The sequence below is a fragment of the Streptomyces sp. NPDC033178 genome (assembly GCF_055577685.1).
The window spans coordinates 270,149-283,355 of sequence record NZ_JBVIPT010000011.1; the positions used below are offsets into that span (position 1 = coordinate 270,149).

Annotated in this window: 13 protein-coding genes; 8 read left to right on the top strand and 5 right to left on the bottom strand. The window is 70.2% G+C overall.

Translation table 11 applies throughout. The features are described 5' to 3' along the window. Nucleotides 1-112 precede the first annotated feature (112 nt). The 4 genes from ACZ5VQ_RS27230 to ACZ5VQ_RS27245 all read left to right on the top strand — a co-directional run bounded on the left by ACZ5VQ_RS27230 (nt 113) and on the right by ACZ5VQ_RS27245 (nt 3,101). Nucleotides 113-742 carry a DUF5134 domain-containing protein gene (locus ACZ5VQ_RS27230; protein WP_469107168.1) on the top strand — a complete coding sequence of 210 codons (630 nt, stop codon included), beginning with the start codon at nt 113-115 and terminating at the stop codon, nt 740-742. 194 nt (nt 743-936) lie between these two features. Continuing rightward, entirely contained in the window at nt 937-1,869 is a 933-nt protein-coding gene (locus ACZ5VQ_RS27235) for a M56 family metallopeptidase (RefSeq protein ID WP_469107169.1), read from the top strand. A 66-nt stretch (nt 1,870-1,935) separates the two neighbouring features. Beyond that, a complete protein-coding gene (locus ACZ5VQ_RS27240; RefSeq protein WP_469107170.1) occupies nt 1,936-2,622 on the top strand; it encodes a phosphatase PAP2 family protein in 687 nt (228 codons plus the stop codon). A gap of 131 nt (nt 2,623-2,753) precedes the next feature. Beyond that, on the top strand, nt 2,754-3,101 hold the full coding sequence (locus ACZ5VQ_RS27245) for a hypothetical protein (RefSeq protein ID WP_469107171.1): 348 nt from the start codon (nt 2,754-2,756) through the stop codon (nt 3,099-3,101). Here ACZ5VQ_RS27245 and ACZ5VQ_RS27250 read toward each other — a convergent pair. Further along, complete coding sequence (locus tag ACZ5VQ_RS27250) at nt 3,068-3,718, bottom strand: hypothetical protein (RefSeq protein ID WP_469107172.1); 651 nt, start codon at nt 3,716-3,718, stop codon at nt 3,068-3,070. The genes ACZ5VQ_RS27245 and ACZ5VQ_RS27250 overlap by 34 nt on opposite strands. Before the next feature lie 145 nt (nt 3,719-3,863). Between ACZ5VQ_RS27250 and ACZ5VQ_RS27255 the strand changes: the two genes are divergently transcribed. Continuing rightward, complete coding sequence (locus ACZ5VQ_RS27255; protein ID WP_469107173.1) at nt 3,864-4,463, top strand: YdcF family protein; 600 nt, start codon at nt 3,864-3,866, stop codon at nt 4,461-4,463. Nucleotides 4,464-4,569: 106 nt separating this feature from the next. Here ACZ5VQ_RS27255 and ACZ5VQ_RS27260 read toward each other — a convergent pair whose 3' ends face one another. Continuing rightward, a complete protein-coding gene (locus ACZ5VQ_RS27260; RefSeq protein ID WP_469107174.1) occupies nt 4,570-7,953 on the bottom strand; it encodes a S8 family peptidase in 3,384 nt (1,127 codons plus the stop codon). Nucleotides 7,954-8,188: 235 nt separating this feature from the next. Between ACZ5VQ_RS27260 and ACZ5VQ_RS27265 the strand changes: the two genes are divergently transcribed. After that, nucleotides 8,189-8,899 (top strand): HAD family hydrolase, encoded by a 711-nt coding sequence (locus tag ACZ5VQ_RS27265; protein ID WP_469107175.1) that lies wholly within the window; start codon nt 8,189-8,191, stop codon nt 8,897-8,899. Nucleotides 8,900-8,914: 15 nt separating this feature from the next. On the opposite strand, the gene ACZ5VQ_RS27270 is transcribed toward ACZ5VQ_RS27265, so the two are convergent. Continuing rightward, the gene (locus ACZ5VQ_RS27270; RefSeq protein WP_359935955.1) at nt 8,915-9,160 is read right to left on the bottom strand and encodes a DUF2630 family protein; all 246 of its coding nucleotides are present in this window, start codon (nt 9,158-9,160) and stop codon (nt 8,915-8,917) included. 243 nt (nt 9,161-9,403) lie between these two features. Here ACZ5VQ_RS27270 and ACZ5VQ_RS27275 point away from each other — a divergent pair, with 243 nt between their 5' ends. Then, a complete protein-coding gene (locus ACZ5VQ_RS27275; RefSeq protein WP_469107176.1) occupies nt 9,404-10,156 on the top strand; it encodes a TetR/AcrR family transcriptional regulator in 753 nt (250 codons plus the stop codon). On the opposite strand, the gene ACZ5VQ_RS27280 is transcribed toward ACZ5VQ_RS27275, so the two are convergent. Then, on the bottom strand, nt 10,144-11,646 hold the full coding sequence (locus tag ACZ5VQ_RS27280; RefSeq protein ID WP_469107177.1) for an LVIVD repeat-containing protein: 1,503 nt from the start codon (nt 11,644-11,646) through the stop codon (nt 10,144-10,146). The two genes, ACZ5VQ_RS27275 and ACZ5VQ_RS27280, sit on opposite strands and share 13 nt — an antisense overlap. A gap of 193 nt (nt 11,647-11,839) precedes the next feature. Here ACZ5VQ_RS27280 and ACZ5VQ_RS27285 point away from each other — a divergent pair, with 193 nt between their 5' ends. After that, entirely contained in the window at nt 11,840-12,493 is a 654-nt protein-coding gene (locus ACZ5VQ_RS27285) for a DUF305 domain-containing protein (protein WP_469107178.1), read from the top strand. Nucleotides 12,494-12,535: 42 nt separating this feature from the next. On the opposite strand, the gene ACZ5VQ_RS27290 is transcribed toward ACZ5VQ_RS27285, so the two are convergent. Further along, nucleotides 12,536-13,021: a DUF6214 family protein gene (locus tag ACZ5VQ_RS27290; RefSeq protein ID WP_469107179.1), complete on the bottom strand. Its 486-nt coding sequence runs from the start codon at nt 13,019-13,021 to the stop codon at nt 12,536-12,538. Nucleotides 13,022-13,207 lie beyond the last annotated feature (186 nt).

A 13,207-nucleotide genomic window follows, 5' to 3' on the forward strand; every position in this document is an offset into this window, starting at 1 on the left:
CCCGCACTCCCGCACGCTCCCCCGTGTACACCCTTGCGCTTGCTTGCGCTCCGCCCTGCCCGGGCATCTCTTCGAGCGGACTGTTCGACACCGTCGAGCGGGGAGGTGCGCGGTGCACGGTCCTGCGTCACCGGGCTGGCTGCTCGTCGCGCTGTGCGCGACGACCGGGGCCTACTGTCTGCTGCGGATGCGCAGCAGGGTCGAGGAGCAGCGCCGTACCGCGGGCGGTGAGGCGCTGATGGGGTTCGGAATGGCCGCGATGGCCGTGCCCGCAGCGGCTCTCGCACCCCCGCGCTGGGCCTGGGTCGCCTACGCGGCGGTCTTCGGGGCGGCCGGGCTGCGCGCCCTGTGGGCCGCGCGGAGCAGTGCCCACCATCTGCACCACCTGGTGGGCGCGTTCGCGATGGCCTACATGGCGGCGGTGATGGCGAGCGGGGCGCACGCCGGGGTTCCCGCCCTGACGGGGGTGCTCCTCGCCTACTTCACGGCGTATGTGCTGTGGACCGGCACACGGCTGGTGCCGGTCGCCGTCGCCGGACCCGGACGTGTGCCCGGACCTGGGCTTGGATCTGGGCCCGGACCTGGGCTTGGACCTGGGCTTGGATCTGAACTCGGGCCTCGGCCTGGATCCGGACCCGGAGGGGGGTTCCGTGCCGCCGGGTGGGGCGACCGGCTGGAGCTGGCGCGGGCGTGCCGCCTCTCGATGGGCATCGGAATGCTGGCCATGCTTCTCACACTCTGAACCGGCACTTCTCACGTTCTGGGCCGATGCTTCCCACCTTCCGGGCCGACTCTTCCCACCTTCCGGGCCGACGGCATCTCACGCTCCGAACGGGCATCTCCCGGGCCCGGGGCTCGCTTTACGAAACCGTGGCCTACGTCACTTGCCGCGACAGCCCGTATCCGTCGGCGGTGCCCCGCTCATAGGCTGCAGCCATGATGGTCCCCGCGGCACTGCTGCTGCTCGGCGCCCTGGCCGCTGTCCTCGCTCCGCGGCTGCTCGCCCGAACGGACTGGCAGGACCGCGAACCGGTGGTCGCCCTGTGGGTGTGGCAGTGCGTGGTGATGGCCGTTCTGCTGTGCTGCGCGCTGTCGATGACGCTCAGTGCGGCGGCCGCCTGGCAGGCTGTCCGCGGCCACGTCTTCGCCCCCGCCCCGCATGCCGTCGTGGAGAGTTACGCGCTCGCCGGAGGCCCCTGGGCGGCGACGACCGCGGTGGCACTCGCGCTCGGTGGTGTCTGGAGCGCCGCGATGCTGGCCCGCGAGATCACCCGGGCCAGGACCCGGCGCCGTCGTCGACGGGCCGAACTCCTCGTACGCGCCCCGGTGTTGCCCGGCGAGGAGCCCGGGAGCGATCGTCTGGTCGTCCTTGAGGGCGAGCGTCCCGACGCCTGGTGGCTGCCGGGAGCGGCCCCCCAACTCGTCATCACCACGGCCGCGTTGCGCCGCCTCAAGGGGCGGCAGCTGGACGCGGTGCTGGCCCACGAGCAGGGCCACGCGCAGGCCCGGCACGACTGGCTGCTGCACTCGTCGGCCGCGCTGGCCAACGGCTTTCCGCAGGTCCCGGTGTTCGCGGCGTTCCGCTACGAGATGCACCGGCTGGTCGAACTCGCCGCGGACGACATGGCCTCGCGCCGCTTCGGCCGGCTGACGACCGCCCTCGCGCTGGTCGAACTCAACGAGGACCGGGGCGTGTTCGGCCCCTGCCCCACGCCGCATGCCCATGTTCCGCAGCGTGTCCACCGGCTGCTCACTCCGCCGGACCGCCTCCCGCCCGCCCGTCGGCTGCGGCTCACGGCGGCCGCCGCGCTGGTGCCGGTGATCCCGGTCCTGGTGACCTTCGTGCCGGGGCTGCGGGCGCTCGGTTAGCCGGCTCGCAGCACGCAGGACACCCCGGGTTCGCGTTCGACCCCACCGGTCGGCGAGGATCGGTGTATGCACTCCCCACCCGTCGACTCGCCGCCCCACGCTCCTGGTCCCGGGATCGCCGTACGTGTCGCGGCGGCTGTCGCTCTTCCCTCCGTACTGCTGCTCGTCCTGGTCGCGATGTCCTGGGACCCGCTCATCGCCCTCGACGGCGACATCGCCCGCACCACCCACCGCTGGGCGGTCGACGACCCCGACACGACGCAGACGTTCCGCATCCTCACGGACTGGGTGTGGGATCCGTGGACGATGCGTGCCCTGTGCGCCGTCGCCGTGCTCTGGCTGGTCCTGCACCACTCGGCATGGTGGCTCGCGCTGTGGCTGACGGCCACATGTGTGCTCGGCACACTGCTCCAGCAGGGGCTCAAGGCGGCGGTCGACCGGCAGCGTCCGGTCTGGCCCGACCCCGTGGACTCGGCCCACTTCGCGGCCTATCCCTCCGGCCACGCCATGACGGCCACGGTCGTGTGCGGCCTGCTGCTGTGGCTCCTGCGTCTGTACGGCGCCGGACGCGTCCTGTGGCGCGTCGCGCTCACCCTCTCCGTCGTGTCCGTCCTCGGTGTCGGCCTCACCCGTATCTGGCTGGGCGTGCACTGGTCGTCGGACGTGCTCGGCGGCTGGCTGCTCGGTGTGCTGGCGGTGGCGGTCGCGGTGGCGTCGTACACGAGGTTCCAGGGCAGCGCCGAGCTGCGCTGACGGCGCCGTCCGGGCCCTCCTCCCGCCTCCACTTGCGGACGAATCTGTTCAGCCCCACCTGCCCCAGGACCGTGCCTACGATCGAACACGGCTCCGGGAGACACCCGGCAGGGCCGCGCAGAGGGGGCAACTTGTCCAGCATTTCGAGACGTTCGCTGCTGGGGTACTCGGGGACCACCGCGGCGGGTGCGGTCATCGGTGCCGCCGGGTCCGCGCAGGCGGCGGAAACCGATGCCACGACCGCGGCCGAGTCGTCGGCGGCCGACTTCCCGAGTGGCACCAGGTTCAGCGCCGACTACAACATCGGCCCCATCGACGCGTACATGACGCTGACCTTCAGTGTCTCGGTCATGGACACGCCGACGGAGAACGTCATCACCCCGATCGAGATCGCGAACCTGCTCAACGAGCTTGCCGAGTCCCGCGGTTGGCCGGCCGCCACCTTCTACGGAACCCCGGCTCCGGCCCCACTGACCTGACCCACCGTGGGCGGGTCCGGCTGCTGCTGCAGCCGGACCTCGGTCACGCTCACGCCCTCCGGAGCGCCGAACGCCTCGACCATCACGCCGTTGTCGATGTCGGTGACCTGCAGAGCCAAGTGCTCGGCCCCCACGCGCAAGTCGAGCCTTGCCACGGGCTCGCCCGAGAAGTCCGGCATGCGGTGGATGCGCGCCGCCGGGTACTTCAGGCTGGTCAGCTTGTCCCGCATCTCCCCGTACGTGGCCGTGTCGTTCCCCGGGAACGCCCTGGCGATGCGCAGCTGGTGCCTCTGGGCGGCGCAGTCCTCCGTCGCGGTCAGCGGCACCGGGTCGACCAGGACGGGCTGGGTGGAGTCGGGGGTCGGCTCCACTGCTGTGGCATCGGCCGTGGAGGTCGGTGCCACGGCAGCGGAGCCGCTGGAGACGTCCGGGGCACAGATCTGCGAGATGAGGGCCGCCAGTTCGAGGAACCGCGCCTCCGCGTCGTCGCCCGTCGCCGAGACGGTGCTGACCACGGAGGTCTGATCGGCGGTGGCATTCTGCGCGCCGAAGCCGACCAGGACGACGCCGCCGAGCGCGGCCGCCAGTAAGGGCTTCGGGAGGAATATGGATCGCATGTCCAAACCATGCGGGCGCCCCGCCACGGCCCACATGAGTACCGGTACTCAATCCGCCAGGACATCGGACGGGCGAACAGAATGTGCCGTTCGTGGAGTGGCTGGTTCCGTCACGGCTGATGCCTGGGTGCCCTAGAGTCGCCGGATGCGGCGAAGGACAGTACTGGCGACGGCAGGTGTTGCGGCCCTGGTCTGGAGCGAGTGGTTGAACTGGCGCTGGTCCCGAACTCTCGTGGGCAGCAGTGGGGGCGTTGCCGGGGCCGTGGTCGTGTTGGGTTTCCGGAACCCCCGGGCGACGGTGAACGTCGTCAACCGATGGCGGGTCCGAGCCGGACTGCGCTCCATCGCCACCGACAGTGCGCATGGCACCCGCGTGATCTTCAGTGGTGGTACGACCGGCAGTGGCGCTTCGGAGGCGCAGTTGATGGCCGACTACGCGAAGTCGGTGCTCGAGTTCGACGGCACGGTGCTCCTGGAAGACCGGAGCACGACGACCTGGGAGAACATCACGAACGTGATCCCACTGCTTGAGGACGTCGACCACATCAAGATCGTCTCGCAGCCGGCGCACGCGCTCAAGGCCCGCGCGTACCTGCGGCGCCAACGCCCGGATCTCGCAGCGAGACTCGTGCGTGCGGACGACTACCGCCCCGGCGAGTGGATCGTCGTCAAACCGCTGCTCGCCGTGTACGGACTTTGGAAGCTCCACGTTCTCAGGCCCGACGAACGGAAGATCTCGCCGTAGACAGCACCTGTGTGGACAGGGACTGATCCGGCCTGGTGCCCGCAGGTGCGGGGACCAGGCCGGAGGTTCAACGGCGCCGGGCAACGGTCGCCGTCGTGGGGTCACTTCATGGAGCGAGCCGGTAGGCGTTCGTGATCGTCTCGCGCACCGTGTTGCCGCCCTTGTCCTTCAGGTCCACCCGGAAGGACACGGCCTTGGCGGTCGACGGGTGCTTGACGCTCACCGAGCGCGCCCCCTTCGCGTCGGTCGTCACGGTGAGCGGCTTCCAGGTCCGGCCTTCGTCGTAGGAGACGTTCACGGTCAGCGCGGCGACCTGCCCTGCCGCGGCAGCCGCGCCGCTCAGCTTCAGGGGCACCGTGAGCGTGCCGCCCGCCGGAGCCGTCCCGCGCAGGCTCAGCTTCGGCGCGAGCCGCACCGTCGACAGCGGCAGCCTGGCCGTGGGTTGCGACGTCGGCAGGGCCGAGGTGAACGTCCACACCCCTGTCACCTTCGTACTGGTGGAGGTGTCCTCGGCGGAGCGGCTCGCCTCGACCGTCAGGCGGTACGGGGCGGAGGCGGCGGGGACTTCGGTGGTCAGCCATTCCGTGGGCGAGCCCTCGTTGAGGATCCGCCCGCCGGATTCCAGCCGGGTGAAGCCGCCGGTGACGACCGAGGACCCCGGGTTGCCGCTGCCGTCGTTGAACAGCGGGATCCTGGCGCTGAGGTAGTCGCCGGTCCGCTCGGCGCCCTGCTGCTCCGGGCTCCCGGCCGCCAGATCAGGGCCGGCCACACCGGTGTTGAACCGCAGCGTGTGGCTGGAGCCCGGCTTGTAGGTCACCCAGTCCTTCGTGTGGACTACGCGCTCCTCGCCGCCGGAGTCGAGCTGCGCGGCCTTCCAGGACCAGCGCACACCTTCCGCGCTGAGGTAGTGCGTGGTGCTCTGCGGCAGGTTCTGCTCCTGCGGGTCCTGTACGCCGACGCTGATCCCGCGCTCGTCCAGCGGCGTGATGTGGACCAGGCCCTTGGCCCCGGTGACGGAGGCGCCGAAGCCGAGCTTCACCTCGGCGACCTCGGCCCGGGTGACGGTGCGGTTCAGGCCGGTGAAGAAGCTGCCCCGGCGGTTGAAGGCGAGCCGGTAGTCGACGTTCTTGCCGGCCGCGCCGGGCGTCTGCCACACCCCGTTGAACTGGGCCCGCATCGCGTCGGAGGCCGGTCCGAGGGCGGCGGTGCGCATCGCCGGCACACCGTTGCTGGACCAGGTCTGGGACACACCCGCGGCCTCGTCGTCGTACCCGACTCTTGAGGTGACGAGCTTCGCGGCCGGATCGGGGGCCTTCACCGCGAACGGCTTGGCCTTGCGCGAGTCGAGGGTGACCGTGGTGTCCGCGCCGACGTTCAGCACGGGCTGGACGAAGAAGGCCACGTCGTTGTCCTCGTCGAAGACGAGACTCTCCAGCTGGTAGGAGCCCTTGGGCAGCCGATGGACCACGGTGCCGTTCTCGCTGTAGGGGAGCTCCATGCGATCGCCGAGCCCGCCGACGGGAGTGATGATCGTCGCGTAGGTGACAGGGTTCGCCCCGGTGGTGTCGATGTGCCGCACCGTGACGTCGTACGACTCCTCCTCCCGTTCGACCACGAGAGCGGTGCGGACCTCCTGGCCGTCACCCGACGCCAGCACGGTGCCGCCGAAGACGCCGTCGACGGTGCCCTCGCGCGTGTCGGCGGTGACGGTGGTCTCCGCGGTGCCGCCGACCGGAACGGTGAGCTGGGCGTCCTTGACGGTGAACATGCCGACCGGGGCGGGGTCGCCCGCGGGGCCGGTCCCGGAGGCACCCAGCCGCAGGGTGACGGGCTGGGTGCCGTGGTTGCGGTAGGTGAGGGTCTTGGAGACCGGCTCGTCGTCGGTGTGCGGCCAGGCCTGCGTGCCGAAGCCGAGGGAGCCGGACTCGGCGACGACCAGGCTCGTGGCGGCGCGCGTCAGGTCCACCCGGCCCGCGCCCTGCTGGTGGGCGTTCAGCAGCGGGTTGGGCTTGGCCGAACCGGTCAGCAGCGCCTTCAGCCGGGCTCCGCTCCAGTCCGGGTGCTGCTGGAGCACCAGGGCGGCGGCGCCCGCGACGTGCGGGGTGGCCATCGACGTACCGGAGTTCGAAACGTAGTCCTCGGTCGGGGGGACCGAGCTCTGCGTGCTCAGGGCGGCGGTGATGTCCACGCCGGGGCCGGTGATGTCCGGCTTGGGCGTGCCGTCGAGGTTCGGGCCGCGGCTGGAGAAGTCGGCGATCCGGTCCTCCTTGTCCACGGCGCCGACGGCGAGCGCCTCGGGGGCGCTGGCGGGCGACGAGAGCGTGCGGGGCCCGTTGCCCGAGTTGCCCGCGGCCGCCACGAACAGGGCCTTGTCGGAGAGCCGGGCGACGGCCGCCTCCTTCGGGTCGACTCCCGGGCTGTCGAGGCCGCCCAGACTCATGTTGACGATCTTCGCGCCCTCGTCGACGGCCCACTGCATGCCGGCGACGATGTTCGAGGTGGATCCGATGTTGTCGTCGTCGAGGACCTTGCCGTCCAGCAGCTTCACCCCGGGCGCCACGCCCTTGTAGCGGCCGCCGGACTTCGCACCGCTCCCGGCGATGATGGAGGCCACGTGCGTGCCGTGTCCGTAGCGGTCCGTGACGTCGGGGGAATCGCTGAAGTTCTTCTGCGCAATCTCGACGTCCTTGAGGTCCGGGTGGGTCTCGTCCACTCCCGAGTCCAGGACCGCCACCGTGACGCCCTCGCCGGTGTAGCCCGACTTCCACATGGCGGGCGCACCGATCTGCGGCACGCTCTCGGCCAGGGAGCCCCGGACCCTCGCGTCCAGCCAGACATGGGCGATGGGCCGCGCGGGTGCGGCCGTACCGCCTGCCGTACGGGCCGGAGAGCGGCCGGTGACGGCCGCCCACAGCGCCGGGGCACCGGTCTTGGGCGCCTTGAACGCCTCGCCGTCGACCGCGGGCAGCGCACGGCGCTCCCGTACGGCCACGCCCGCGAACGGGTCGCGGGCGGCGGTGCGGGCTCCTGCTCCGGCGCGGTCCTGCCGGTAGCCGATGATCAGCGGCAGCGTGGTGCGGTGCGCGTCGTCGTAGCCGTCCTTGACCAGCTGCGCGACGTCGAACAGCTTCCGGTCGAGCACGCCGTCGGCGACCGGCCGCAGGGCGTCCTGCGGGACGACGTACGTGTGGCCGGCCTCGCGCCGCACCGAGAAGCCGATCTCCTCGCGGCCCTTGCCGCGCTTGAGGCGAACCACCCTGCCGTCGGAGTCGACGTCCACGCGGTCGCCGGTGATCAGCGTGACGGTCGCCGGCGGCTTGGTCTTCGCCTTCACCTTCGTCTTCGTCTTCCCCGAGGCCTTCGTCGCGTCCTGCGCGGCGGAGCCGGCCGCTTGCGCCGGCTGGCCGCCCGCCGATACCGCCCCCGTGACCAGCGCCCCGGCCACCACGGCGGCCAGTGCCGCCGTTCTCGCGCGTGCTGTGAATCCCACTCGCGTTCCCCCGCCTTCGTGTGCATGCCAACGCGTTCCCCGCTATCACGCAGAGAGATCGCGTTCGGTTCTCGGCGGCACTCGCAAATCGACGGAGGGGCACCAGGGGGCGGCCGGTCGGTGACTTTCGAACCGGCCATGCTGTCGAGCGGGCACAACTCCCGGATATTCACGGCGAGTTCAACGAGCGTGTGCCCCGCTCTGCGTCGTAGAGGCGGCCGGTAGAGTCCGGCGCATGGCTGCCGTGTTGTTCGACTTCTCCGGAACCCTCTTCCGAATCGAATCCACCGAGTCCTGGCTGCGCACGGTCCTGGCCGACTCCGAAGTCTCCCTGCCCGAGCCGGAGTTGATCCGGGCGGCGAAGGAACTGGAGACCGTGGGGGCGCTGCCCGGCGGGGCCCACCCGTCGGCGCCGGTACCGGCCGACGTGGCCCCCATCTGGGGCATCCGCGACCAGAGTTCCGAGCTGCACCGGTCGGCATACACCGGTGTCTCCCGTCAGGTGGCGCTACCCGATCCGGCGCTGCACGACAGGCTGTACGACCGCCATATGGCGCCGGCCGCCTGGCGCCCGTACTCCGACACCGCCGAGGTGCTGGGCGCGCTGCGTGAGCGCGGTGTCGCCGTCGGCGTGGTCAGCAACATCGGCTGGGATCTGCGGCCGGTGTTCAGGGACCACGGCCTCGACCCGTACATCGGCGCGTACGTCCTGTCGTACGAGCACGGCATCCAGAAGCCGGACCCCAGGCTGTTCGCGACCGCCTGTGACGCGCTCGGGGCCGATCCGCGGGAGACCCTGATGGTCGGCGACGACCGGCGGGCGGACGGCGGAGCCGCGGCCCTGGGCTGCGGAGTGCACTTCGTCGACCACCTGCCGGTCACCGAGCGCCCGGACGGGCTGCGGCCCGTACTGGATCTGGTGGCCGGACTTGGTGGCCCGACCTGAGTCTCGGCGGACCGGTCAGCTCTGGTAGCCCTCGACCTGCGACGACGGACGGGCGCGCGCCTCGTCCGGGTTCTCGCCGAACTCGGACTTCGCGCGCCGCTGGCGCAGCAGGTCCCAGCACTGGTCGAGCTCGCGCTCCAGCTGTCCGAGCCGTTCGTGTTCGGTCGCGCTGTCGATCTGCCCGGACGCGACGGCGTCGCGGAGCCTGCGTTCGTCGTCCACCATCGCCGTGATCCTGGCCAGGATCTGCTCTTGATCCATGTCCTACGCCTCCTCGGCACTCCAGCCCACTGTAAGGAGCGGGCGACGGCTCGGCGACAGCTGCTGGTCGGGCCCGGGCGGCTGTGCGGGAAGGCACGGAGGCGGCAGTACTTCCCGTCCGCCCGGGACGATCCCCCGCGTCGCCCCGAGCGGACGGCAGCCCGTAGAAGATCCCTGAGGGGAGCCGCTCCGGACGCGCTGAGTATAGTTGGCTGGCAGCCAGTCAACGCAGGAGTACATAGGATGTCCCCTCGCAGCGCCTCGGTCAATGAAGAGTTGCGGCGGCGTTCCCGCGAGAGGCTTCTGCAGGCGGCCCTGGAGCTGGTCGGCGAGCGTGGGTACGAGGCCACGACCTTGGGCGACATAGCGGACCGGGCAGGATCCGCCCGCGGCCTCGTCTCGTACTACTTCCCGGGCAAACGCCAGCTCGTGCAGTCGGCGGTGCACCGGCTGATGCACCGCACGCTGGAGGAGGCGCTGGAGCGCGAGCCGCGTACGGAGGACGGTCGGGAGCGCATGGCGCGGGCCATTGACGCCATCCTGGGCCTGGCCCGCGATCACCCCATGCTGATGCGCCAGCACATGGCGGGCATCCTGCAGGCCGAGGGGTTCATGCAGTGCCCGGAGCAGCAGCGCCTGGCGGAACTGCTCAGCGACACGATGGCCCGCTACGGCTCACCGGACGCCGCCACCGACTACCCGATGCTGCGCGCGCTCCTGATGGGTTCGGTGTACGCGGCGCTGGTGCCCGGAGTCCCGATGCCGCTGCGGACGCTGCGGGCAGAGCTGTTCCGGCGCTACCGGCTCGACTGGGAGCGGGGTGCCCCGCCGGGCGCCGAGACACCCGACGGGACCTGCCACGAGGACCTCTCACGGTTCTTCGCTCCCGAGAGCCGGGAACAGGGCCGTGAGCACAACCGCGAGACGGACGAGACCGACCGGACCGGCCGGCCGGAGCAGTCCGGCCGACCGAAACAGTCAGGTCAGTCGAAGTAGTCCGGCTGCGTCTGGACGTTCAGTTCACGCAGGCGCTGCTTCTTCGCCGGGTCGGTACGACGGTCGTTGATCCTCAGAACGTCGAAGCCCTTGGCCATGTCGTTCGAGTAGATGTAACCGTTGTAGTAGTACGCCGACCAGGAACCGCCCACCGAGAAGGTGTCGGTGCTCAGCGGACCGCGCTCGAAGTAGGCGATCTCCTTGGGCTTCGAGGAGTTGGTGAAGTCCCAGACGGAGATGCCGCCCTGGTACCAGGCCTGGACCATGATGTCCTTGCCCTTGACCGGGATCAGCGAGCCGTTGTGGGCGACGCAGTTCTCGGTGTCGGCCTGGTGGCGCGGGATCTTGAAGTAGCTCTTGAAGACGAGCTCGCGCTTGTCGCCCTTGCCGACGATGTCGTAGATGCCGTCGGCGCCGCGGTTCGGACCGATGGCCGCGTTGCAGGTGGCCGCGCCGCCGCCGCCCAGCTCGTCGGTGAAGACGACCTTGTTGGCCTTCTGGTTGAAGCTCGCCGAGTGCCAGAACGCGAAGTTCACGTTGTCCTGGACCTGGTCGATGATCTTCGGGTTCTCCGGGTCCTTGATGGAGAACAGGATGCCGTCGCCCATGCAGGCGCCCGCCGCGAGGTCCTTGGAGGGCAGCACGGTGATGTCGTGGCAGCCGGTGGTCTTGGAGACGCCCGGGTTGGTGGGCCCGCCCGGGTTGCCGCCGCCGTCAGGCCCCGAACCGGGGAACAGGACGGGGAAGTTGACGATCTTCGCCTTCTGCGGGGCCTTGCGCGGCACCTTGATGACCGAGATGCCGTCGTGCGGCGGCTGGCAGTCGGGGAAGGAGGCGCTGGGCGAGTACGAGGAGACGTAGACGTAGACGTTCTTGCGCTCCGGCACCAGCGTGTGGGTGTGCGAACCGCACGCGGTCTCGACAGCGGCGACGTACTGCGGGTTCTTCTTGTCGCTGATGTCGAAGACCTTCATGCCCTCCCAGGAGGACTTCTCGGTCGCAGGCTGCGTGGTGCTGTTGCAGGAGTTGTCGCTGCGCGAGGAGTCGGTGGAGAGGAAGAGCAGGTCGCCGGAGACGGAGATGTCGTTCTGCGAGCCCGGGCAGAGCACCTGGGAGACCGTCTTCGGGGACTTCGGGTTGCTGATGTCGAAGATGCGGAAGCCGTCGTAGTTGCCGGCGAACGCGTACTTGCCCTGGAACGCCAGGTCCGAATTGGTGCCCGGCAGTGTGTCCTTGGGGATGTTGGCGAGGTGCTGGATGTTCTCCGAGTGGACGATCTCGTCCTGCCCGGGTATCTCGCCGTTCGCTATCGCGGCCCTGGCCTCGGCCGCCTCGCTCTTGGAGACCTTCTGCGACGTGGCCGGCGAGTCCCCGGGGTCTGGGGTCGCGACCGCCGGACCGGCCGTGAGCAGCGCGGCCAGGAGGCCGGCCGCGGTGGCGGCAACTCCCAGACGTCTGCGCCGCGTTCGGTGATTGTTCAACAGGGTCACTGCGTCCTCCCTTGTAGCCGTTCGCAGTCGAACGGTTCAGGTTCACCCGAAGTATCGTCTTCATCATGCACAGATCAACAGGCGGCAACGCATTCGTAATGAATGTTTTTGATCAATCACGTTCAGCAGCGTGCTAAGACGGTCATCAACACTCACGAGGTGTCTGTTGTCCCGGGTGACTCAGGAGGTCGCTGTGCCCTTTGGCCGTACGTCCCTGTACCGCGTCGCGATCGCGGCGTCCGCCGTCTTCGCGCTCGGGGGCTGCACGGGTTCGGACGACGAGACCCCGTCCAAGTCCGCGGCGGGTACGGGCCCTTCGGTCATCGCCCCCGGCAAGCCCGGTGAGGCCGCGCAGACGCTCTCCGCCGAGGACGCCGCGAAGCACCGGGCGGAGGACGACTCTCCCAACTCCGCCGACCGCGACTACGCGCGCATGATGATCGAGCATCACACGCAGGCGCTGGAGATGACGGAACTCGCCGCGAAGCACGCCGAGTCGGCCCAGGTGAAGGGGCTGGCCGACCGCATCACGGCCGCGCAGCGACCCGAGATCAACACCATGAAGGGCTGGTTGGAGAAGCACGGCGGCGCGGGGAAGAGCGAGTCCCACGACCACGAGCCGATGCCGGGCATGGCGACCGGGGCTCAGCTGAAGAAGCTGCGGGCGGCGCAGGGCAAGGCGTTCGACGAGCTGTTCCTGAAGCTGATGATCACCCATCACGACGGGGCCGTCACCATGGCCACCGACGTGAAGGCCCAGGGCAACAACCTCCAGATCGAGGAGATGGCCGACGACGTGATCGCCCAGCAGACGGCCGAGATCAGCCGGATGCGCGAGATGTCCTGACGGCGCCCGATCGCCCGATCGCCCGATCGCCCGATCCCCCGCTCAGCGACGCACATGACGCGGCGTCAGCAGACCCGCGTCGCGCGCTCCGGCGATCAGCCTGAGCGCGCGCCTGCGACTGTGTCCGGTCGCGGACATCACCGCGAGCACCGGGTCCCGGCCCGCCCCCTGAGCCGCCAGATACTCCCCGGCGACGAAGCGCCGGCCCTCGATGCCGCGCGGCCGGGCGGGGCGCGCGTGCCGCTTGTCCGAAGCCCCTTCGGCGAGCGCGGCACTCACCGGCTCCGCCGCTCCCCCGCACGCCTCCAGGAGCGGGCCCTCGATCCACTCCGGAAGAACCGCCAGGTCGTCGAGCGAGAGTGCCGGCTGCGCCCGTACGTCCTCGATGGAGACGCATCCGTCGCACACCACGGCGACCATGTCGACCTGGGCGCCGTCATCGAAGGACAGCCGGACGTTGCACCACGTCGTGGCGGTGTCTCGCTCCTGCTCGCGCTCCCGCACTTCCCAGGCGGGCCACACGGACACGACACCGTCCGGCGCATATCGATCAAAAAGATTAAGAAAGGATGCTTCCAGCACATACGCAACGTAACCGCATGATCACATTCACTGCGAACAGGCACGCGTACGTTCCCGGCAGGGCACCCCGTCGGCGCAGCACCGTGCGCCGCCCCTCCCCGGGCGCGCCATGCGGTGCGATGCTGGAAGCAC

Bases quoted from the DNA above. Each gene is read 5' to 3' on its own strand.
- ACZ5VQ_RS27235 (WP_469107169.1), top strand. From the start codon at position 937: ATGATGGTCCCCGCGGCACTGCTGCTGCTCGGCGCCCTGGCCGCTGTC.
- ACZ5VQ_RS27255 (WP_469107173.1), top strand. From the start codon at position 3,864: ATGCGGCGAAGGACAGTACTGGCGACGGCAGGTGTTGCGGCCCTGGTC.
- ACZ5VQ_RS27270 (WP_359935955.1), bottom strand. From the start codon at position 9,160: ATGGATCAAGAGCAGATCCTGGCCAGGATCACGGCGATGGTGGACGAC.
- ACZ5VQ_RS27265 (WP_469107175.1), top strand. From the start codon at position 8,189: ATGGCTGCCGTGTTGTTCGACTTCTCCGGAACCCTCTTCCGAATCGAA.
- ACZ5VQ_RS27240 (WP_469107170.1), top strand. From the start codon at position 1,936: ATGCACTCCCCACCCGTCGACTCGCCGCCCCACGCTCCTGGTCCCGGG.
- ACZ5VQ_RS27250 (WP_469107172.1), bottom strand. From the start codon at position 3,718: ATGCGATCCATATTCCTCCCGAAGCCCTTACTGGCGGCCGCGCTCGGC.
- ACZ5VQ_RS27275 (WP_469107176.1), top strand. From the start codon at position 9,404: ATGTCCCCTCGCAGCGCCTCGGTCAATGAAGAGTTGCGGCGGCGTTCC.